Below are 20,956 nucleotides of genomic sequence, written 5' to 3'. Positions count from 1 at the left end.
CCGTGCCATCGGGGACAATGGAGACCATGCGCCCACGTCCTCGCCTGCCCTTCCTGCCCGCCCGGAGCGCAGAGCCTTCGCACGCCTCGGATCCGCAGACGGGCACACAGCGGGACGCACGGCTGGCCGCCCGCGCCGATGCGTCCGCGCAAGCGGCCGCACGCTATGCCGCGGCCTCCCAGTCAGCCGCACGCACCGTCATCAAGCGGTACTCCTCCTCGTTCTCCCTGGCCTCCTCCGCCCTCCCCCGCGCCGTCCGCGCACACATCAAGGCGATCTATGCGATGGTCCGCGTCGCCGACGAGACCGTCGACGGCGCCTGGACCGGGGCCTCCCCAGCGCAGGTCCGCGCGGAGCTCGACGCCTTCGAGTCCCGCATCGCCCGGGCGGTGGAGACCGGCTTCTCCTCGGATCTCCTCGCGCACTCCTTCGCACGCACCGCCCGCGCCACCGGGATCAGCAGCACGCAGTGGGGACCGTTCTTCGACTCGATGCGCGCGGATGCCATCCCCGCCCCCGATCCCGCCTCGCCGGCGCACTCCCGCAGGGACCTCTCCGCCTACATCCACGGTTCGGCCGAGGTGGTGGGCGAGATGTGCGTCCTCGCCTTCTTCAACGGCGCCCCGCTGCCGGCGGATGCGCAGACCACCCTCCTGCCCGGTGCCCGCGCCCTGGGCTCCGCATTCCAGAAGGTCAACTTCCTGCGCGACCTCGCCCACGACTCCCACGGCCTCGCGCGCGGCTACCTCTCCTCCCCCGGTCGCGCCGCGACGGACTTCACGGAGGAGGACAAGGAGGCGCTCACCGCGGAGATCTTCGCGGAGCTCTCCACCGCCGCCGAGGCCGTCGACCTGCTGCCGCCGCCCGTGCGCCCCGCCGTGTGGACGGCTTTCGGGATCTTCGGGGATCTCACGCACCGGCTCGCCGGCACCTCGGTGGAGACGATCCTCTCCGGGCGGGTCCGCGTGCCGGGCGCCGTCAAGCTGCGCTACGCGGCGCTGGCGGCAGCCGGACGCCCCGTGCGCACATGGCCCGGAATGCCGGCGCGGTATACGTCAGAGCGCCCGGGGACGCAGCCATGAGCAGCATCGTCGTCGTGGGCGCCGGCATCTCAGGGCTGGCGGCGGCCGCGCTCATGGCCCGTGACGGCCACGAGGTCACCGTGCTGGAGCAGTCCGGGACCGTGGGCGGCAGGGCCGGACGACTCACGGACTCCGGCTTCGTCTTCGACACCGGCCCCTCCTGGTACCTCATGCCCGAGGTGTTCGACGCCTTCTTCCGGCGCTTCGGCACCACGGCCGCGGAGCAGCTGGACCTCGTGCCGCTCGACCCGTCCTATCGCCTCTACCCGCACCACGGCGCATCCGCAGGAGCACAGCCACTCGACGTCCGTGCCGATCGCACCCACCTCCACGCGCTCTTCGAGTCCCGCGAACCAGGCTCCGCCGCAGCCCTCGACGCCCACCTCGCCGAGGCCTCGGCTCTCTACGACCTCGCCTCGGACCATGCGCTCCGCACGGATTTCGGCCGCGAGCACCGTGGGCTCACCGGGCTTCCCCGCCGTCTGCACTCCCTGGTGCGCACGCTCACGGCGGCGGCCGCGAGCAGGCGTGCGGGCACCGGCATCCCTGCCGGCACAGGCGCGGCGGCAGACACAGGTGCGCCGGCAGACACAGGCGCCCCCGCCTCGGCCGCGTTCCTCACCCGTCTCCCCGGCCTGCTCGCAGGCTCCTACCAGGACCTCGTGCACTCCCGCTTCCGCGACCCCCTGCTGCGGCAGATCCTCCTCTATCCCTCCGTCTTCCTCGCGACGGACCCCGCTCGTGCGCCCGCGCTCTACCACCTCATGAGTCGCATGGACCTCATGGACGGCGTGGCCTATCCGCGCGGGGGCATGCACCGGATCGTCGCCGCGTTCGCCTCCCTGGCGCGCCGGGAGGGCGCGCGGATCAGGACGGGCGCGGAGGTCGTCGCGCTCACGCAGGATCCCCGCGGCAGCCGCACCGTCGCCGAGGTGGTCGCTCGCGTCCGGGCTCCCGGCACCTCGCCCGCGGGCACTGCGCCCACAGACACCGTGCGCGCGGAGGCCTTGCGCGCGGGCGCCCCGCCCGCAGCCACCTCGCACACGCGGCTGGAGACCTTCACTCCGGACTGGGTGGTGGCCGCCTGCGATCTGCACCATCTCGAGACCCGGCTGCTGCCTCCCGCACTGCGCAGCGTGTCCGCGCGCCGCTGGCATCGCCGCGACCCGGGGATGGGGGCGCTCGTCGTCATGCTGGGGATCGAGGGGCGGATCCCGGGCCTTGCCCACCACTCGCTGTTCTTCACCGACGACTGGGACGCGAACTTCGCCCAGGTGTTCGGCGGCCGCACGGCGGAACTGCCGGAGCCGGCGAGCGTCTACGTGTGCGCCCCTTCCGTGACCGACCCGGCCGTCGCTCCACCGGGCTGCGAGAACCTCTTCGTGCTCGTGCCCGCACCGGCGAATCCGTCGCTGCGCGCGGGGCAGAAGCAGGTGGAGGAGTACGTGGACAGAGTCATCGACGCCGTGGGCGAGCGCGTGGGAGCTCCGGATCTGGCCGCGCGCGTGCGGGTGCGGCATGTGCGCGCACCCGGCGACTACGCGGGTGGGGACGCAGCGGACGGTGACCGCGTGAGCGGCTTCCACGCATGGTCCGGGACCGCGCTGGGACCGGCTCACACCCTGGGCCAGAGCGCGATGTTCCGCGACTCCGTGGTGTCTCCGCGCGCCAGGAACCTCCTGCGCACCGGGGCGTTCACCGCTCCCGGCGTGGGCCTGCCCATGTGCGTCATGAGCGCGGAGAACGCCGCCGAGGCCCTGCGGACTCTTGAGGGCGAGTCCTCCATGGTCAGGGCTCACCCGGCCACGCAGGCCGTGGAACAGGAGGCAGACTGCCCTGCAGCGCGCACTGCCTGTGGAGGGCCGCCCGCAGACACGGCCCTGAGAGGAGCACCGCAGTGAGCGCGCTCGAACCCTTCGCATACCTCGCGTGCCTGCTGTTCAGCATGTTCGGCATGCTCATGCTGGACTGGCGCCACCGGCTGTTCTGGTTCGCGGACCCCGGGCGTGCGGCGATCGTCCACTCCGCGGGCCTCGCGACGTTCCTGGTGTGGGACGCGTTCGGGATCGGGTTCGGCGTGTTCTTCCGCGGCGAGACCTCGTACATGACCGGCCTGCAGCTGGCCCCCGAGCTGCCCGTCGAGGAAGTCTTCTTCCTCACCTTCCTCTGCTGGCTGACGATGAACGTCTACACCGGCAGCCGGCGTCTGCTGGAACACCGTCGTGCACGGCGCGGAGGGACCCCATGACCTACTGGCTCATCAACGCCGGCTTCCTCCTCGCGGCTGCGGTGCTCTTCGCCTGCGCCTGCCGCCGCGGTCCGGACTCCACCCGGCGGACACCTCGGGCACAGCTGTCCCGCGCCGCCGCCCTCCTCACCGCCGCGGTCCTGCTCACGCTCACCGCAGTGTTCGACAACATCATGATCAGCGTGGGGCTCGTGGACTACGGCGATGCCCAGATCTCAGGCATCCGACTGGGCGTCATGCCCGTCGAGGACTTCTCCTACACCGTGTTCGCCGTGCTCGCCCTGCCCGCGCTGTGGACGCTGCTGGGCAGGCGGATGCAGCGGTCGGCCGGCTCGGCCTCGGCAGCGGACACCGCCCCCGAGGCTGACCGGTCGGAGGGCGAACGGCCGGGACGTGCTCAGCAGGGAGACACACGCTGATGCCGGCGCAGGAGCCTCGCCCCCGGGAGACCCCGCGGTCCGCCCCGCTCACCGTGCGCCGCGCGCTGCGGCATCTGCTCATGGCCTCGCGCCCGCTGTCGTGGATCAACACCGCCTACCCCTTCGGCGCGGCCTGGCTGCTGTCCGGCGGTGGGCTCGACGTCCGCTTCTGGGTGGGCTGCCTCTTCTTCCTCGTGCCCTACAACCTCGCGATGTACGGGATCAACGACGTGTTCGACTACGAGTCGGACCTGCGCAATCCGCGCAAGGGAGGCGTCGAGGGCGATGTGCTCGACCGGCGGATGCACCGCACGGTGCTGTGGGCCTCTGCGCTCACCTGTGTGCCTCCGGCCGCGTTCCTGCTCGCAACCTCGCACGTCGCGCTCCTCCCGGTGCTGGGGCTGAGCCTGTTCGCGGTGGTCGCGTACAGTGCGCGCGGCCTGCGGTTCAAGGAGGTGCCCGTCCTGGACGCGGTCACCTCGTCGACCCATTTCTCCTCCCCCGCCTGGTGCGCGCTCGCGGCCCTGGGAATCTGGCCGAGCGCGGCGGGGTGGTGTGCTCTCGCGGCGTTCTTCGTGTGGGGCATGGCCAGCCAGGCCTTCGGTGCGGTCCAGGACATCGGGCCGGACCGCGAGGCCGGGCTCGCCTCCGTCGCCACGGTCCTGGGCGCACGGACGACTGTCCGGCTCTCACTGTGCGGGTATGCCGCTGCCGGGATCCTCGCCGCCTTCACCGGCCCGCTCACCGACTGGGCGGCACTGGGCGCGATCCCCTACCTCGTCTCCGTGGCCCGGTTCGCACGGATCACGGATGCGACAGCCGCACAGGCGCATCGCGGCTGGACCACGTTCCTCTGGCTCAACTACGCGGTGGGTTTCGCGGTCACGATGCTTCTCATCGCTCAAATATAAGCAGATAGCTTATACCTTCAGACTTATAAGGCATACGCTACTCTCATGTCCGCAGATGTCCCGACGCTCACCGATCCCGGCACGAGCCCCCCGGACGAGGCCCGCACGGTCGCCGTCATCGCCGACATCGTGCGCTCCCGCTCCCACGCGGACCGCTCGCGCCTGCAGGAGCAGATCGAAGCCGTGCTCCTCGACGCGGAGGAGGCCGCAGAGGCCCATGAGCCGTTCACCGCCACGGTCGGCGACGAGTTCCAGGCGGTCTACGGCTCCCTCACCGCAGCGCTCGCCGCCACACTGCACATTATGCTGGCACTCCCCTCCGGCACCTCACTCCGGTTCGGCCTCGGCCTCGGCGGCGTCACACCCGTGGACAGCCGCACCTCGACGGCCATCCAGGACGGGCCCGGCTGGTGGCGCGCACGCGAGGCGCTCGTCCGGGCGGAGGAGGCAGAGGCACACCGCCCCAGCCGCCGCACATGGCTGCGAGGGCCGGACCCGGCACAGGAGGCGACCGTGAATGCGTATCTGCTCCTCCGCGACATGCTCATCGACGGCATGAACGACCGCACCCGCAGCTATGCGCGCGGCGCGGCGCAAGGGAAGCCCCAGGCCGCCATAGCCGAGGCGCACGGGGTCTCGCAGTCCGCGGTCTCGCAGGCGCTCCGGCGCTCCGGCGCCTCCGAACTGCTCGAGGGGATGCGCCTGCTGGAGCAGGCGAGCGCGGCCGCAGACCCGAACGCAGCGGAGGAACAGGAGGCGGATCCCGCATGACGCTCCTCGGCCTCCTCCTGCTGGGCATCGGCAGCACCGACGCCGTACGGGCTTCCGGCACGCGCCGGCGGCGGCTCGCCTCCGCCGCCGTCTGGCTCGCGGTGCTCCTCGCGGCCGGCCTGCTCCACGCCGCGCCCTGGTGGCTGCTGCCCGTCCCGCTCGTGGCCGGCCTCGCCTGGAGCGCCGGGGTGCAGGTGGGCGAAGGGCCGCCCTCCGACCGCCGGTCCCCACGTCCCCGCGCACTGCTGCTGGTGAGCGCGGCGCTGCTCGCGGCGACCGCGACGGTGACCGCGGAGACGCTCTCCGCGGGGGACCTCGCCGGGCGCGTGCATCTCGGCGATCTGGGCGGCGACACCCTCGTCCTCGCCGCCGGACTCACGGCCTTCCTCGTCGTCAGCTCCAACGCCCTGGTGCGCGGGGCGCTCCGGAGGGATGCGCGGCCGGGCGCAGAGGAACGCCTGAGAACGGCCTCCCAGCTCAAGGGCGGGCGCTGGATCGGGCCCCTCGAACGGATCGCGCTGGCAGGACTGCTCGTCGCCGGCGCCTTCCCGGTGGCGGCCGGCGTCATCGCTGCGAAGGGCATCGTCCGTTTCCCCGAGATCCAGCAGGACTCCGGCGGCACGAAGGCGGAGCAGTTCCTCGTGGGGAGCCTCGTGAGCTGGGTGCTCGCGCTCGCCGCAGCGGGGCTGCTCCGGCTCTCGATGCAGTAGCACGCCTCCCCACACCCGCCCACCCACAAGTTACGTCTGCGTAGCGGCCGCCCTGCACGGCCGCTACGCAGACGTAACTTCCGAGGAGGAGGGCGGGGACGGAGCGCAGACGCCGCGCGAACCGCCCGGAAGGCTCAAAGGTTCAGACGTTCGGCAGTCCAGAGGCTCAGCAGCTCAGACGCAGCGGCCCAGGACTCCCGCGTCCCGGACGTTCAGCGGCCGCGGCGACGAGGATCCACCTGACGGAGCCGGGGCCGCACGTCCAGCCAGTAGACCGCAGCGGCCACCAGACCGGCGATCGAGAGGAAGCCCAGACGCCCGCCGCCCAGCGGCGGCAGCGCCAGGAACGCCACGACCGCGGCGGCGACGAGGATGAGCGACCAGAACTTCTTCGACTTCCTGTCCGCGGCCCGGTACATCTCGTCCGTGTACAGCAGAGAGGAGATCAGCGATGCGACGGACAGCGCGAAGATGCCCACCACGATCGCGAGCATGAGGATTCCCTGAAGCGAGCCGAGCATCTGCATGCCCCCAGCCTACCCAGTCACCATCCGAACCCGCTGAGCCGGATGAGCGCGCACACCGCCATCCCCAGCAGCACGCAGAGCAGCATGGGCACACGCAGCAGCCCCGCGGCCATGCCCGCACCCACTCCCAGCACGTGGCCGGCATCCGCGATCTCCTTGCCGTCGAACAGCCCGCCCGTCACCGCGACCGCGAGGATGAGGACCACGACGGCGCGATCCATCCAGATGCGCGCGGCAGAGGCCTCGGTGCCCTCGCCGCCGGCACGGGCGCGTGCCCCCAGCCGGACCCCCAGCAGGCGCATGAGATAGGTGACCCCGGCCAGCCCCGCAAGGGCGAGCAGGAAGGGTGTCGTCTCCATCAGGGCCGCCTTCCTTCCGCATCGGACGCATCGGACGCACCTGCGGCGCCGAGGACACCTGCAGCACCCGAGACGTCCTCTCCATCCCGGGAATCCACAGCACCGGACGAGCCTGCAGCGCCGGCGGTTCCCGAGGCCTCGGGAACCTCGTGCCACAGTCCGACCTCCGCAGCATCCCCGGCAGCGGCCGCAGCAGCATCCACGGCCTCCGCACCTCTCCGCCTCCGCACGGCGAGGAAGCCGGCGGCGGTCAGCAGCGCGAGCAGCGCCGCGACGGAGCCCAGCCCCAGTGGCAGCGCCGGCGTAAGGGCGATCGCCAGGACCGCACCGCCGGCCGCGGCCACACCCAGGAACGGCGAGCGGATGTCACCCACCACCAGGCAGAACAGCAGGACGGGCAGAGCGGTGTCCAGGCCCAGCACCTCGGCGTCGATGACGGAACCCAGCAGCTGCCCCAGGGCCGCACCGCACACCCAGCAGACGAACAGCATGACGGCGGAGACGACGAAGCGATGCCAGCGCTCACGGTCCGTAGTACCCGCGCGGCCGAAGGCAGTGGTCTCGTCGTTCGCCAGATGCGCGGCGAGGAACGACCGCCAGCCCGACGGCGCGTACTGTCCGATGCTCAGCCCGAACGCGAAGTTCCGCGCGTTCACCAGCAGCCCGCCCAGCACCGCCAGCACGGGTGCGCCGCCGGCCGCGATCACTCCGACGAACGTCAGCTCCGCGGCCCCGCCGAGCGCGAGAGCCGCAAGGAGGAGCGTCTGCCAGAGCGGGAACCCCGCCGCCTGGCTGATGGCCCCGTAGGACAGCGCGACGAACAGGATCATGAGGTTCATGACTGCGGAATCGCGATACACGCGCAGGCGCGCACCTCTACTGTCCGTTCGTTTGAGTGAACTCACGTTCTCTATAGTGGTCGATGCGGACGGGGCCGTCAAGGCATCGGGGACGGCCCCGTTCCATAGAATGAACAGCATGGAACCCGCGCCGCACACTCCGGACGACGAACCGGCCACCGCATGCAGAACCGCCGCCGGTGCGGAGGTCTCAGCGGAGCCCTCCCCTGTCCTTCAGCTCGCGACGGCCCTGCGGCGGGAACGGGAGCGGCTGGGACTCTCGCTCACGGAGACCGCGAAGCGCGCGGGCGTGGGCAAGTCCACGCTGTCCCAGCTGGAGAACGGCAACGGGAACCCCAGCATCGAGACGCTGTGGGCGCTCGCGACGGCGCTGAACGTGCAGCTCTCCCAGCTCATCGCACCCGCACGGGAACCGCTCTCCGTCATCCGCATGGGCGAGGGGACGACACTGCCGTCCTCCGCGGCGGAGTACTCCGCGACGCTGCTCTCCGCCTGCCCGCCCGGGGCGCGCAGGGACGTCTACCAGATCCGGATGGAGCCCGGCTCCCCGCGGGAGGCCCAGCCGCATCCGCCCGGCACCGTGGAGCACCTCATCGTGTGCGCCGGCAGCCTCACCCTCACCGCGGACGGCGAGACGGTGGAGCTGCACCCCGGCGACTACGCCCGCCATGCCGGCGACGTGCCGCACGTCTACTCGACCGCTGAGGCGGGGACCGTCATGCTCACCATCGTCGAATCACAGTAGGCCTCCGCAGGACGATGACGCCCGTTTCTCACCCAGACACCCAGTTGTTCCACGAGAAACGCGGGTGTCTGGGCGAGAAGCGGGTGCCGTCGCGGAGAGAATCAGGACTGATCACCCCTCGTCCTCCCTGTCCGGCTCCTCGACGACGCGCAGGGCACCGGTCTCCGGTTCCACCTCCAGCGCGGGCAGGCGGGAGTTCGCCTCCTCGAGCGAGGCGCCGGCGGCCTGCAGGAGGTCCACGGCGAGCGGCCGGAACAGGAGGAGCATGGTGGTCTGCTCGAGGTCCGCACGCACTCCCGGTGCCGGCCGGAGGGTGCGGGCGGCGTCCGTGAAGACCTCCTCTGCCTGGGCCCGGTCACGGCCCTCCAGCAGTGCGAGCCGCAGCAGACGCGTACCCTCCGCGAGCCTGCCCGCCGCAGCGGCGAGGAGCGGGTCCACGTGCCCGTGCTCGGTGGCCGTCACCGCCCGGCGGAGGATCACGCGGATGAGCCGGAGGGCGCGGTCCGCGAACTCGCAGGCGCGGGCCAGGCGGGAGACCTCGGCCGCGTAGCGCCGCGAGTTCGCGTTGATGCGCGCGGTCTCCTCGGAGATCCGCAGCGATGCCCGCCAGGAGTCCACATAGCTCTGGGAGTCCCGCGCGCGGGAGAGCGCTCTGCGCGCGGCCTGGGGGTCCTCGCGGCGGAGCGCGTCCTCGGTCTCGCTGAGCAGGCGCGCGATCTCATCGAGCAGCGCCGCCGCCTGGGACCGCGGCCGCTTGCGCGCGTCCGAGGGCATGATGAGCGCCAGGAGGATCGCGGTGGCCACGCCCACGGCGGCGTCCGCGGTGCGGCTGAACGTCCCGGTGGCGAGCTGCGCGGGGACGGTCACGACGAAGATCGACTGGATGCCGATCTGCGTGACGAAGATGGCGCCGGAGTTGAGGAACATTCCCGTGCAGACCGCGAGGAACAGGATGGTGCCCAGCTGCCAGATGCCGCCGCCGAAGAGGTGGACGAACAGATCGCCGAACAGCACGCCCAGCACCGCTCCGCAGCCGATCTCCGTCGCCCTGCGCAGCCGCCGGTCCTGCATGGGGCCGATCCCCACGACGGCCGCCACCGCGGCGAAGAACGGATAGGTGTGCCCGAGGACGAAGTAGCTGAACGAATACGCGGCCATCGCCGCGACGGTGAGCTGGAGGATCTGACCGAAGTTGTTGCGGATCCGCAGGCCGCCCATGCGCAGGCGGTTGCGGAGCACCGGCCCCGCTTCCTGTCCCCATTGCCTCAGCTTTGCGCTCGGGCCCACGGCGCTCCTCTCCTCGGATCCGCATCTCACTCTAGTCCGCCCGCCCCTCCCGCCCGCTCAGCCGTCTCCCACCCGTACGCCCGGACCCCTGCATGACTGCCGTGCCTTTTGTGTGCAATGCTTCAGCAAGGCTCACAGGAGGGACGATGCCGCACACCATGGCGACGACGACGGCGACCAATCTGACCAGGGCGGAAGCGCGCGAGCGCAGCGCCCTGCTCCGCACTTCCCACTACGCGGTCGACCTCGACCTCTCCACGGCCGCAGATCCCCACGCACCCACGTTCGGCACCCGCACCACGGCGGACTTCACGGCGGCCGACGACGGCGAGACCTTCATCGACCTCATCGCCCCGGCGGTGGAGTCCGTGACGATCAACGGCGAGGCACTCGACCCGGCCTCGGCGTTCGACGGCGCCCGCATCACCTTCCCCGTCCGCGCCGGAGAGAACCGCCTCGTGGTCGTGGCGCAGGGCGCCTACTCGCGGTCCGGCGAGGGCCTCCACCGCTTCACGGACCCCGCGGACGGCAACACCTACCTCTACACCCAGTACGAGCCCACGGACGCACGCCGGGTGGCGGCCGTCTTCGACCAGCCGGACCTCAAGGCCTCCTACACCTTCCAGGTGCTCGCCCCGGCGGGCTGGACGGTGCTGAGCAACACGGCGACGGAGCAGGTCACGGACCTGCCGGCAGGGACTGCGGGGACGTCCCCCGCCCGAGGCCCCATGCAGCTCACGCGGTTCTCCCCCACCCTGCCCGTGTCCTCCTACCTCACCTGCGTGTGCGCCGGCCCCTACGCCAGCGTCACGGGCTCCTACCGGCATCCGGAGACCGGGGAGGAGATTGCGCTGGGCGTGCACGCGCGGCAGTCCCTCGCAGCCCACATGGAGGCGGACGAGATCCTCACCGTCACCACCCAGGGGCTCGACTTCTTCCATGCGCTGTTCGAGATCCCCTACCCGTGGGGCAAGTACGACCAGATCTTCGTGCCCGAGTACAACCTCGGCGCCATGGAGAACCCCGGACTCGTCACGTTCACGGACTCCTACCTCCACCGCGACCGGGCCACCCGGGCGGACAGGGAGGCGCGCGCCAACACGATCCTGCACGAGATGGCGCACATGTGGTTCGGCGACTACACGACCATGCGCTGGTGGGACGACCTGTGGCTCAAGGAGTCCTTCGCGGACTACATGGGAGGGCTGGCCCTGGCCGAGGCCACGGAGTTCACCGACGGCTGGGTCACCTTCGCCCTCCGCCGCAAGGACTGGGCCTACCGGCAGGACCAGTACCCCACCTCCCACCCCATCGTCGCGGACATCCCGGACGTGGAGGCCGCCAAGCTCAACTTCGACGGCATCACCTACGCCAAGGGTGCGAGCGTCCTCAAGGCGCTGGTGGGCTATGTGGGCCGGGAGGCCTTCGTCGCCGGCTCGCGGGCCTACTTCGCCGCGCACGCGTTCGGCAACGCGCAGCTCGAGGACTTCCTGGCAGCGCTGGATGCGGCCGCGCCGGACCGCGACGTCCGGGCCTGGGCCGCCGCCTGGCTGCAGACGCGGGGCACCTCCGAGCTGCGACTCGAGGTGGAGGACTCCGGCACCCAGGACTCACCGGAGGCGGGAGCATCCCGCACCCGGCGGATCACACAGGCCCGTCTGACTCAGCGCGACACGTTCGCCGGAGAGTCGCGCACGCCCGTGCTCCGTCCCCACCGGCTCACGCTCGCGGCCTTCGACTTCGAGGAGCAGGGCGAGAAGGGCACAGCGCCCGAGGCCGGCCCCCGGCTCGTCCGCACCCGCACCTGGGACGTGGAACTCGCCGAGGAGTCCGCGCCGCTGCCGCAGCTCATCGGTGAGGAGCGGCCTGCCCTCCTGCTGCTCAACCACGGAGACGCGGACTTCGCCAAGGTCCGCCTCGACCCGCAGTCCACGGAGACCGCCATCGGCAGCGTCCGCCTCCTCGAGGACCCCATGGACCGTGCGCTGGTGCTCTCCGCCCTGGGCAATGCCGCGCGGGACGGCGAGCTTCCCGTGACCGCCTATCTGCAGGCCGCCGCCGGCGTGCTGGCCTCCGAGACGCATCCGGGGATCCTCAGCTCCGTTATGGCGACGGTGGGCACCGCCCTGGGCCAGTGGGTGCCGGGCGAGGAACGGGTCGACGCCGTCGCGGCCATGCTGGAGTCCGCGCTCGAGGCCGTCTCCTCCGTGCCCGCCGGCTCGGACCAGCAGGTGAGCCTCGCCCGCTTCGCACTCTCCCTCACCGCTCGCACCGCGGGAGCACGGGGCGCCAGCCGTGTCACCCGCGCCGGCCGTGCGTTCGCCTCCCACGTGCTCACGGTCGAGGTGGGCGATCCTCTCACGGAGACGGCCCCCGGCCTCCTGGCCGACCATGCGCTGCGCTGGGAGGCCCTGCGCGCGCTCGTGGTGCTCGGCTGGGCCGAGGTCGAGGACATCGAGGCCGAGGCCGCGCTCGACCGCTCGGGCTCCGGCGCGGTGAACGCCGCCAGCGTCCGCGCCGCACGCCCGCTGGCCGTGGCGCGGGACCGAGCGTGGGAGGAGGCCACACAGGACTCCTCGCTCTCCAACGAGATGCTCTCCGCACGGATCAGCGGGCTCACCGCGCCCGCTCCGTATCCGATGCTCGAGGACCGCGTGGACGACTACTTCGCCCAGCTCGAGAGCTGGTGGACGCACAGGCCCATCGAGATCTCCCGGCGGCTGGTGGTGGGGCTGTACCCGCGCTGGTCCGTGAGACCGCGCCGGGTGGCCGCCCGGACCGACGAGTGGCTCATCGCCCATCCGGACGCCCCGGCCGCGCAGCGGCGCCTGCTCATCGAGGCCCGCGACGATCTCGCCCGTGCCATGCGCCTGCGCGGAGAGGCAGGCTGAAGGGCTGCGGACAGGTGGGCTGAGCGGTGAAGCCGCGGCCCGCCGCCGCCTCGGCTTCGCGCTGCGAGCTCAGCTCCGCGCCGCCTCGGCTCCGCGTTGCGAGCTCACCTCCGCCTCACAGCACTGCGCCTCCGTGTTCCCACGCTCCAGCGTGGGAACACGGAGGCGCAGTGAGCGGAACTGCGGCGGAGGCCACCGGCCAGGACGGCGCATCGCAGCCGGCGGACCGGCGCCCGCACATCGCGGGCACGCCCGGGGAGCGGCTCAGAGGTAGCGCTTGGCGCCGGCGAACTGGCCGCCGGTGTCCCACGACCGCCAGTTGACGATCTCGACGTCCTTCGAGGCGTTCGGCGCGTGGATCATCTTGCCGTCGCCGATGTACATCCCGACGTGGTGCGCCCGGCCGCTGCCGCCTCGGGCGAAGAACAACAGGTCCCCGGCCCTGAGCTTGGACGAGCTCACCGTGGTGCCGGTGTTCTGCTGGTCGCCGGCGTCGCGGGGGAGCTCGATGCCGTGGGCGCGGAACACGGTGTACGTGAACCCCGAGCAGTCGAAGCCTATGGGGCTCACGCCGCCCCACAGGTAGTCGACGCCCTCGAACTGCCGGGCGGTCTCCACGAGGTCGCCGCCGGTGGGTTCGTCGAGCTCGAAGCCGTGCTCCGGGTCGTCCACACGGACGCTGCCCACGGGAAGCCACGCAGCACCTCCGCCGGGCAGGGCGACGCGGACGTCGTCCTCGTCCTGGGCGATGAGCGGCAGCTCGGCGTTGATCGGAGCCTCCGGCGCCTCACCGTCGAACTCGGCGTAGTCGATGTCCGACAGCTCTGCGAACTTCGCCGTCACGACGGCGGTGGGCTGCTCGTCGCGGAGCTCCGCGAAGCGGTCGTTCTCCACGAGCTGTGCGGTGGGCACCCACCCCGGATACCCGTCCTCGTTCTTGGGCGTCTCCTGGTCGACGACGGCCACCTTCGCCCAGCGACCGTCGACGTCCAGGACGCGCACCTCGGAGCCGTAGCCGGCCTGCGTCTCCACGAGGCCGGTGAGACCGCGCCGGGTCTCCGTGCTCCGGTCGAGTGCGCGGTCCCATGCGCGCAGGTCCGGCGAATCGCCCAGAGCGGGCTCGTCGACCTCGCGCGGGGAGTCCTTCTCGGACCACACCGTCGCCGCGGTCACGGCGACGAATGCGGTGTCGCCTTCGTCCAGGCTGCCGTCGGACTCGACGCGGAGGGCGCCGCCGTCGTCAGCGCCGGAGCTGAGGTCAGAGGCAGCCTGTGCGTGCACGGGCGTCGCAGTCAGTGCGAGCGCGCACACGCCCAGGGCAGGCAGAAGTGCTTTCGCTTTCACGTTCATACTCTTTTCGGTCTTGCACCGCAGGACCACCACGGCGCGGTGCATGGGGGAAGACACCGTTCAGACTACGACGATACCGGCTCACCCTTCCCGAGGGAACCTTCTCCCGCCCGCGCGTCACACTCCGAGTTCCGAGATGCCTCGGAGCGGCTGCATGCAGGGCGGCTTGCGGCCACGCCGTGGGCGGTCTCCGGACGGGGAGGCCGCGCTCAGGCGCGCTCGAGGTCGAACTCGCCGGCCAGCGCCTCCACCGTGTGCAGCCGGGCGGGGGCCGCGTCGATCGGATCGTCCGGGCGGGCACCGGCGATGGGATGGATCATGAGCTCGTCGACGTCGAAGCGCTCGGCGAGGTCGCGGAGCTTGGCGGCAACCTCCGCGGCGGTGCCCACTGCCCACGAGTCCCACATGGACTCGCCCACCCTGCGGTGCCCCTCCGTCATGACGGACTCGACGTCCTCACCCACGTAGCGCTGAGCCTCCAGGCCGGTGCCGAGGCGCAGGGAGCCCATCTGGTAGACGTGCGGCTGCACCAGCGCCCACGCCTCCTCCGTCGTCGCGCCCACGGCCGCGTTGACCGTGAGGAACGTGCGCGGCTCCTCTCCGTACTGGGTGGGCGTGAAGGAGTCCCGGTAGAGCTTCACCGCCGCCTCGGTCCCCCGCCCCATGAAGTGGTGCGCGAACACGTAGGGCAGGCCCATGGCCGCCGCCAGCTGCGCCGAGTATCCGCTGGATCCGAGCAGCCAGACCTGGGCCGCCTCGTCCACCCGCGGCGACGCGTGCAGCGCATGCCTGCCCTGGCGGGTGTCGAATGCGGCACCCGCCGGAGACAGGAGCGCGAGGATGTCAGCGATGTGCTGGGGGAACTGTTCGACCGGGTCGACGGCCTGTCCCTGGGCGTCGACGAGGCGGCCTTCCCCCAGGTGGCCGCGGAGCGCGAGGGAGGTGTAGGGATCGGTGCCAGGCGCGCGGCCGAGCCCTAAGTCGATCCTGTCCCCGAAGGCCGCGCTCAGCAGCGCGAAGCGCTCCGCGACGGCCAGCGGCGAGTGGTTGGGGAGCATCACTCCCCCGGAGCCGAGCCGGATGCGCGAGGTGCCCTGCCCCAGGTGCATGAGTTCGACGGCCGGGTCCGTCGAGGCCACCGCGGGCATGTTGTGGTGCTCCGCCACCCAGTAGCGGGTGTAGCCGAGGTGATCGGCCGCGCGCACCAGCTCACGCGACGCCGTGAGTGCCTGGCCGGTGGTCTGCCCCAGGCGGACGGGGATGAGATCGAGGACGGAGAGCGCGGGAGACTGTGCCATACCAGGGACAACGCTCCGCCGAGCGGGGTTCATTCCCCCTTCGGCGGAGCATGCCCCGGGCACCCACGCATACGCCATCGGCTTCCGTCTCCGACGCGTCAGGCCGGCCGGAAGGGGCTCCTGAGCTCAGAACAGATAGCCGCTGGGCGGGACGAGCTGCGCGAACTCCATGAGGACGTACAGCACACCCACCATGCAGGCGGTGTAGATCAGCGCGAACAGGATCTTCCTGCGAGCGGCGGCGAGGAGGAACACGAAGGTGAAGAGCCCGGAGCCGACGATCATCCCGAAGGCGAACACCAGCCAGATGTAGCCGATCACCCACAGCGTGGACTTCCCGACGACCTTCAGCCGCGCGATCCACACGTCGTCGAAGCGGCCCAGCCCGTCCGCCCGCGCCCGGCCGGCGTCACGTCCCAGGCTGATGAGCGCCAGCAGCACGCCCACCGAGCCCACTGCCACGGGGAAGAGGCGTCCGCTGTCCGAGAACCCCGAGGACAGCACGATGGCGGCGACGAAGAAGAGCAGCATCAGCACCGAGACCGCCATCTCCACGAACATGGGGACGGGCATGTCCGACTTCTCGGAGAACTGGACGTCCGCTTCCACGGTCCTGGTCCGCCTCCTCGCACGGCGGATGATCGGGACGACGATCGCGCCCACGAGGATGAGCAGCACCACCAGGACGAACGGCCGGGTGGCCCATTCGCTCACAGGGAAGGCATTCACCGTGAGGAAGTAGTAGCGCTCCAGGGGTTCGGCCAGGACGAAGGCGATGAGGAACGGGGCACGCGGGATGTTCACGACCTTGCAGACCCAACCCACGATGCCCAGGAGGAGCATGAGGTAGAAGACGTTGAGGTTGAGAGGCTCCTGGAACCCGCTCATGAACAGGATCGGGATGAGGGCTGCCGCGAGGACGGGGAACGGCACGTAGCTCAGTCGGGCCAGCGGCCGCGCCATGAAGAACGCGAGAATCGCGCCGATCACGCTTGCGATTGCGAAGGACCATACGATCACGTACACGAGGTCCAGGTCGTTGGTGATGAGCCCCGGACCGGGCTGCACGCCGAAGATCAGCAGCACGCCCAGCAGCAGCGCGAACGGTGCGGCGCCCGGCACTCCGAAGAGCAGCGTGGGGATGAGCGCGCCCGATTCGATGCCGTTGCTCGCAGCGGACGGCGCGATGACACCGCGCGGATCGCCGCTGCCGAACCGGTTGTCCGCCCGCCGGCTGGCGAAGGCCTGCGCCTGCCCGTAGGAGAGCCACGAGCCGGCCGTGGAGCCCACGCCGGGCAGGATCCCCACCCCGACGCCCACCGCGGATCCGCGGAAGACGTCCCACTTGTAGGTCACGATGTCCCTCAGGCCGGCGCCCCAGCCTCCGCCGAGGCTGATCTCCCTGTCCGACACCGCACTCTTCTTCGCCACCAGGTCGATGATCTCCGCGAGCCCGAAGATCCCGAGCGCTGCGGCGACCAGGCCGATCCCGTCGGTGAGGAACTCCGAGCCGAACGTGTAGCGGTACTCCGCGGAGACCGGAGAGACCCCCACGAGGCCGAGTGCGAGACCGAAGGCGGAGACCATGAGCCCCTTGACGACGTTCCCCTTCGACAGCATGGCCGTGAGGAACACGCCCATGACGATGAGCGCGAAGATCTCCGGCGAGCCGAAGGACGTGACGATGGGCGTGGCGATCGGCACCACCAGGGTGAGCGCGACGATGCCGACGAGACCGCCGATCGTCGACGCGATGAAGCTGGCGGACAGCGCCCGGCCGCCCTGTCCCTTCTTCGCCATCTCGTGGCCGTCGAGCAGGAACACCGAGGCCGCAGCGGATCCGGGTATCCCGAGAACCACGGAGGTGATGACGTCAGAGGTGTGCACCACCGCGACGGCGCCGATGATCATGGCGATGGCCTGGTTGGGCTCCAGCACGAACACGAAGGGCAGGAGCACGGCCACCGCGCCTGTGCCGCCGAGCCCGGGGATCACGCCGATGACGATTCCGACGACGACTCCCACTCCCAGGAACAGGAGCATCGCGGGATCGGCGAAGGCCGACAGCGCTTCGCCAGCTGCTTCAAACATCTTTGTTTCCTCAAGTCAGGTGAAATGTCCCGGCACCGGCGATTCGTCCGCGAATCGCCCCGGCACCGTGTGAATCAGGCAGGAGTGCAGCAGTTCAGTCGAGCACGGCGTCGTGCTTCTCCCTCAGCAGATCCTTGGCGAAGGCGAGGACCTCCGGGTCCATGCGGAGGGCCTCCCTGAAGGCATCCCTCGCCTCGGGACCGGCGACCAGCTCATAGCCGCCGAGGGCGTCCGCCGCCTCCTCCATGAACTGCTCGTCGCCGTTGAGCTCGTCCACCACACGCGCATAGTCCTCGATGACGCCGGGATCCGTTCCCGCATTCGTCCACAGGCCCTTCTGATAGAAGAAGCCCGGTACGGAGAACGAACGGAAGGCCTCGTAGGCGAGCTCATGGTGATCGCTTCGCCCGCTCAGACCCTCGAACACCTCGGTGAACGTCGGGATGTCGGGCACATTGGGGTCACGGACGATCTCTCCGTCTTCCAGGCTCCCCACGGAGAACAGCGCAACCGCGTCACCGGCGTCGACCATGGGCTTGACCTGGCTGAGATACGACGAGGTCGTCTGGAAGTCCAGGTCGGCTTCGCCCCTCTGCACGGCCAGCCGGGTGGGACCGCGTCCCTCCATCCCGAACACACCGCGGAAGTTCGTGCCCAGAGCCTCCAGCGCCAGCAGGGGGATGAAGTCGAGGCCCGAGGCCGACATGCCCGCATAGCGGTACTGCGCGGAGTTGCCGATCAGGTCCTCGACCGAGCGGATGCCGGTGTCAGCGCTCGTCCAGAGGACGGCACCGGTGCCGTTCAGCGCCAGCGGCTCCATGTCGAGGAAGTCGAACTCGACCGCATGCTGTCCCAGGATGCTCTGGAAGTAGGTCGTCGCGGACACCACGAGGGTCTGACGTCCGTCGGTCACTCCGTCACGCACGTAGGCGTTGGTGCCGGTGATGGACTCCCCTCCCGGGACGTTCTCGATCTGGTAGCGGGTGACGTGCGGCTGCCGTGCGGCGAAATAGGGCGTGATGAACCGGGCCCAGGTGTCGGTGCCTCCGGAACCGTAGGGTACGACGACGTCCACGATCCCCTCTCCGGACGGCGTGTATCCGGTCTGTGCGGGCGCGCACCCGGCGATCCCGGCCAGGGCCGCCAGCGCTCCGCCGCTCAGAAGTGCGCGCCTGGACATGGGGACGCTCACGAGGCCGCCCCCGCCGTGAGGAGCGCGGCCGCGCGCTCGATCTGACGATCGGGTACGAGGAGCTGCGCATCTGCCAGCGTGCGCGCAGTGCGCCGGATGCCGACCGTGCGGCCCTCCGGACGCTCCACCGTGGACGTGGACATCACACCCACCGGGATGCGGATGCGCAGTTCTGCACCCACCGGCCCCCGGAGGCACTCGGCCACCGTCGTGCCGGGGGTGCGTGCCGCAACGGTCACGCCCACGCTCCCGGTGATCGGCATCGCAGGGTGTGGGCGCCCCATGGACAGCATGAGCACCTGCACGTCCGATCCCGCCTCGACCGCCGCACTCACGAGCCCGATCTTCGGAATCGCACGTTCGGCCTCCTCGGGAGCCTCCACGAGCCGCATGGTGACGGCGGCGGCACGACGGATGCGGTCGAGCTCCGGCAGCCGATCCGCGATCAGATCGGCCCACATCGCATACTCCTCGGGCATGAGGCCGAAGCTCTCCGCATCGACCATGACCAGCGGAGCGCCGGCGTCCACGAGGCTCGCCCTCACCCGCCGGCCGTCCGCCGCACGGAACGCCGAGACCGCTTCTCCGGCAGGCAGCACTGCGCCGGTCGTCTTCCCCTCGGGTGCGACGAACCCGAGTTCCACTCCGTGCCCTGTGAAGACGGTGCCCGGAATCGAATCCTGCGGGTCCTCGGGCAGACGCGCTTCCGGAGTCGGGATCGTCTGGATGATCATCTGCCCCGTATTCATGTTGAGCGTGCGCACCTCCGTCACACCGGCTGTCATCGGCACCCATCCGTTCTCGAGGGCGAACAGGCCGACAGCCGCCGAGCAGTTCCCGCAGTTGCTCCCCCAGTCCACCGTGGCCTCCTCGATGCCCACCTGGGCGAAGGTGTAGCTCACGTCCGCATCGGCGATCCCGCCGGGTTCCACGATGAGGGCCTTGCTCGTCGTCGAGGTCGCACCTCCGACGCCGTCGAGCTGACGGAGATCCGGGCTCCCGAAGATTCTAGGCAGAGCCGAATCCGCGGAGAACCCCGTCTCCCGCAGATCCGCGGCATCGAACACCCAGCACTTGCTGGTGCCGCCCCTCATCCATCGTGCTCTGACCTTCACCGGCTTCTCCTCTCACGACATCCGAATACGCACCCATCGTGAGCGGGCCTCGCCTTAAGCACAATGTCAGTTCTGTACAGCTTGATGAAGCGGTGCTAACAACAGAACGGGTGGGAAAGCGGCAGATGAGCAGAACTCGGCGCGGAACGACGGAGGCGAGGCCGGCAAAGAGGAGGATTCGCCGAGTTCACGCTGATGTCATCCGAGACACACAGAGATGTAGGTACGCTAAAGAAATGGTCACCTTCGACTCGAAAAGACTTGAGGTCTTCGTGAAGACCGTGGAGACAGGATCCGTCACCGCCGCCTCGGACCTCCTCTCCTACACCCCCTCCGCGGTGTCCCAGCAGCTGCGCCGCCTGGAGCAGGAGGTGGGCCAGCCGCTCCTGCGCAGACGACCCCGCGGCGTTGTGCCCACGGAGGCGGGAATGGTGCTCGCCGCCCACGCGCGCAAGATCCTGCGCCACATGGACGCAGCACGATCCGACCTCGAGGACCTGACGGCCGGAAAGCGGGGATCACTGGTCATCGGCGCATTCCCAACCGTGGCCTCCTCGTTCCTGCCCCTCGTGATCGAACGATTCAGCTCCCAGTACCCGGCGGTCGCCCTGTCCATCCGGAGCACCCGCATCGACCAGCTGGTCACGGACCTCGAACGCGGCTTCTCACATCTCGCATTGCTCTGGGACCACCCCTGGCGTCCGTTCGACAGGGAGGGGATACGGGTCGAGGAACTGTTCCGGGAGCCTTTCGTCATCCTGGTCTCGCAGCACCATCCCCTGGCCCACGCCGCGCACGTAGACATGGCGGACCTCGCAGACGAGTCGTGGGTGGTCCGGGCGGAGGAGCACCCGGTCGTCGAGGTGCTGGATCGCGCGGCCACAGCAGCAGGATTCCGCCCCACGATCGCGATGTACGCCAATGACTACCAGGAAGCACAGGCGATGGTCAGCGCGGGCATCGGGGTTGCGCTGGCACCGAGCAGCGCCGTCACGCTCACCCACCCGGGCATCAGAATCCTCAGCCTGGGAGCCAAAGCTCCGGAGCGCCGCATCATGGTCGGGCAGCGTGAGGAACGCGTCTACTCGCCTGCGGAGGTG

Annotated in this window: 19 protein-coding genes; 10 read left to right on the top strand and 9 right to left on the bottom strand. The window is 70.5% G+C overall.

Going from position 1 to position 20,956, the window contains the following annotated elements:
* Positions 1 to 26: 26 nt before the first annotated feature.
* The 7 genes from ABD240_RS04780 to ABD240_RS04750 are packed head-to-tail and all read left to right on the top strand — an operon-like array spanning position 27 to position 6,141.
* A complete protein-coding gene (locus ABD240_RS04780; protein WP_344335692.1) occupies positions 27 to 1,082 on the top strand; it encodes a phytoene/squalene synthase family protein in 1,056 nt (351 codons plus the stop codon).
* Positions 1,079 to 2,983, top strand: a complete 1,905-nt coding sequence (crtI, locus tag ABD240_RS04775) for a phytoene desaturase family protein (protein WP_344335689.1) — start codon at positions 1,079 to 1,081, stop codon at positions 2,981 to 2,983. The genes ABD240_RS04780 and crtI overlap by 4 nt, the downstream gene beginning before the upstream one ends.
* Entirely contained in the window at positions 2,980 to 3,330 is a 351-nt protein-coding gene (locus ABD240_RS04770) for a lycopene cyclase domain-containing protein (RefSeq protein WP_291794878.1), read from the top strand. Before crtI ends, ABD240_RS04770 begins: the two co-directional genes overlap by 4 nt.
* Entirely contained in the window at positions 3,327 to 3,749 is a 423-nt protein-coding gene (locus ABD240_RS04765; protein ID WP_344335685.1) for a lycopene cyclase domain-containing protein, read from the top strand. The genes ABD240_RS04770 and ABD240_RS04765 overlap by 4 nt, the downstream gene beginning before the upstream one ends.
* Positions 3,749 to 4,660: a prenyltransferase gene (locus ABD240_RS04760; protein WP_344335683.1), complete on the top strand. Its 912-nt coding sequence runs from the start codon at positions 3,749 to 3,751 to the stop codon at positions 4,658 to 4,660. The genes ABD240_RS04765 and ABD240_RS04760 overlap by 1 nt, the downstream gene beginning before the upstream one ends.
* A gap of 45 nt (positions 4,661 to 4,705) precedes the next feature.
* Positions 4,706 to 5,431 (top strand): SatD family protein, encoded by a 726-nt coding sequence (locus ABD240_RS04755; RefSeq protein ID WP_291794872.1) that lies wholly within the window; start codon positions 4,706 to 4,708, stop codon positions 5,429 to 5,431.
* On the top strand, positions 5,428 to 6,141 hold the full coding sequence (locus ABD240_RS04750) for a hypothetical protein (RefSeq protein ID WP_344335679.1): 714 nt from the start codon (positions 5,428 to 5,430) through the stop codon (positions 6,139 to 6,141). The genes ABD240_RS04755 and ABD240_RS04750 overlap by 4 nt, the downstream gene beginning before the upstream one ends.
* 212 nt (positions 6,142 to 6,353) lie before the next feature.
* Here ABD240_RS04750 and ABD240_RS04745 read toward each other — a convergent pair whose 3' ends face one another.
* From ABD240_RS04745 to ABD240_RS04735, 3 genes are read right to left on the bottom strand one after another with little or no spacing between them, the layout of a single operon-like run.
* Positions 6,354 to 6,668, bottom strand: a complete 315-nt coding sequence (locus ABD240_RS04745; protein WP_291794369.1) for a DUF2516 family protein — start codon at positions 6,666 to 6,668, stop codon at positions 6,354 to 6,356.
* A gap of 17 nt (positions 6,669 to 6,685) precedes the next feature.
* Entirely contained in the window at positions 6,686 to 7,027 is a 342-nt protein-coding gene (locus ABD240_RS04740; protein WP_344335675.1) for an AzlD domain-containing protein, read from the bottom strand.
* A complete protein-coding gene (locus ABD240_RS04735) occupies positions 7,027 to 7,866 on the bottom strand; it encodes an AzlC family ABC transporter permease (protein WP_344335672.1) in 840 nt (279 codons plus the stop codon). The genes ABD240_RS04740 and ABD240_RS04735 overlap by 1 nt, the downstream gene beginning before the upstream one ends.
* A 139-nt stretch (positions 7,867 to 8,005) precedes the next feature.
* Between ABD240_RS04735 and ABD240_RS04730 the strand changes: the two genes are divergently transcribed.
* Positions 8,006 to 8,632: a helix-turn-helix domain-containing protein gene (locus tag ABD240_RS04730; protein WP_291794363.1), complete on the top strand. Its 627-nt coding sequence runs from the start codon at positions 8,006 to 8,008 to the stop codon at positions 8,630 to 8,632.
* A 111-nt stretch (positions 8,633 to 8,743) separates the two neighbouring features.
* On the opposite strand, the gene ABD240_RS04725 is transcribed toward ABD240_RS04730, so the two are convergent.
* Entirely contained in the window at positions 8,744 to 9,919 is a 1,176-nt protein-coding gene (locus tag ABD240_RS04725) for an FUSC family protein (RefSeq protein WP_344335667.1), read from the bottom strand.
* A 146-nt stretch (positions 9,920 to 10,065) separates the two neighbouring features.
* Here ABD240_RS04725 and pepN point away from each other — a divergent pair, with 146 nt between their 5' ends.
* Positions 10,066 to 12,810, top strand: a complete 2,745-nt coding sequence (gene pepN, locus ABD240_RS04720; protein ID WP_344335664.1) for an aminopeptidase N — start codon at positions 10,066 to 10,068, stop codon at positions 12,808 to 12,810.
* Between the two features lie 264 nt (positions 12,811 to 13,074).
* On the opposite strand, the gene ABD240_RS04715 is transcribed toward pepN, so the two are convergent.
* The 5 genes from ABD240_RS04715 to ABD240_RS04695 form a co-directional block, all read right to left on the bottom strand.
* On the bottom strand, positions 13,075 to 14,160 hold the full coding sequence (locus ABD240_RS04715) for a C40 family peptidase (RefSeq protein ID WP_344335661.1): 1,086 nt from the start codon (positions 14,158 to 14,160) through the stop codon (positions 13,075 to 13,077).
* Positions 14,161 to 14,369: 209 nt separating this feature from the next.
* Positions 14,370 to 15,458, bottom strand: a complete 1,089-nt coding sequence (locus ABD240_RS04710) for an LLM class flavin-dependent oxidoreductase (protein ID WP_291794186.1) — start codon at positions 15,456 to 15,458, stop codon at positions 14,370 to 14,372.
* Positions 15,459 to 15,584: 126 nt separating this feature from the next.
* Positions 15,585 to 17,549, bottom strand: a complete 1,965-nt coding sequence (locus tag ABD240_RS04705; protein WP_291794188.1) for a tripartite tricarboxylate transporter permease — start codon at positions 17,547 to 17,549, stop codon at positions 15,585 to 15,587.
* A 94-nt stretch (positions 17,550 to 17,643) separates the two neighbouring features.
* A complete protein-coding gene (locus ABD240_RS04700) occupies positions 17,644 to 18,729 on the bottom strand; it encodes a type 2 periplasmic-binding domain-containing protein (protein WP_291794190.1) in 1,086 nt (361 codons plus the stop codon).
* A gap of 8 nt (positions 18,730 to 18,737) precedes the next feature.
* A complete protein-coding gene (locus ABD240_RS04695; RefSeq protein WP_344335655.1) occupies positions 18,738 to 19,856 on the bottom strand; it encodes a PrpF domain-containing protein in 1,119 nt (372 codons plus the stop codon).
* A gap of 236 nt (positions 19,857 to 20,092) precedes the next feature.
* Between ABD240_RS04695 and ABD240_RS04690 the strand changes: the two genes are divergently transcribed.
* A partial coding sequence (locus ABD240_RS04690) for a LysR family transcriptional regulator (protein WP_344335650.1) occupies positions 20,093 to 20,956 on the top strand: 864 nt, incomplete at its 3' end.

The sequence above is a fragment of the Brevibacterium salitolerans genome (assembly GCF_039531405.1).
In the GTDB taxonomy this organism is placed as follows: Bacteria; Actinomycetota; Actinomycetes; order Actinomycetales; family Brevibacteriaceae; genus Brevibacterium; species Brevibacterium salitolerans.
This window is presented reverse-complemented; position numbering and strand designations above follow the sequence as displayed.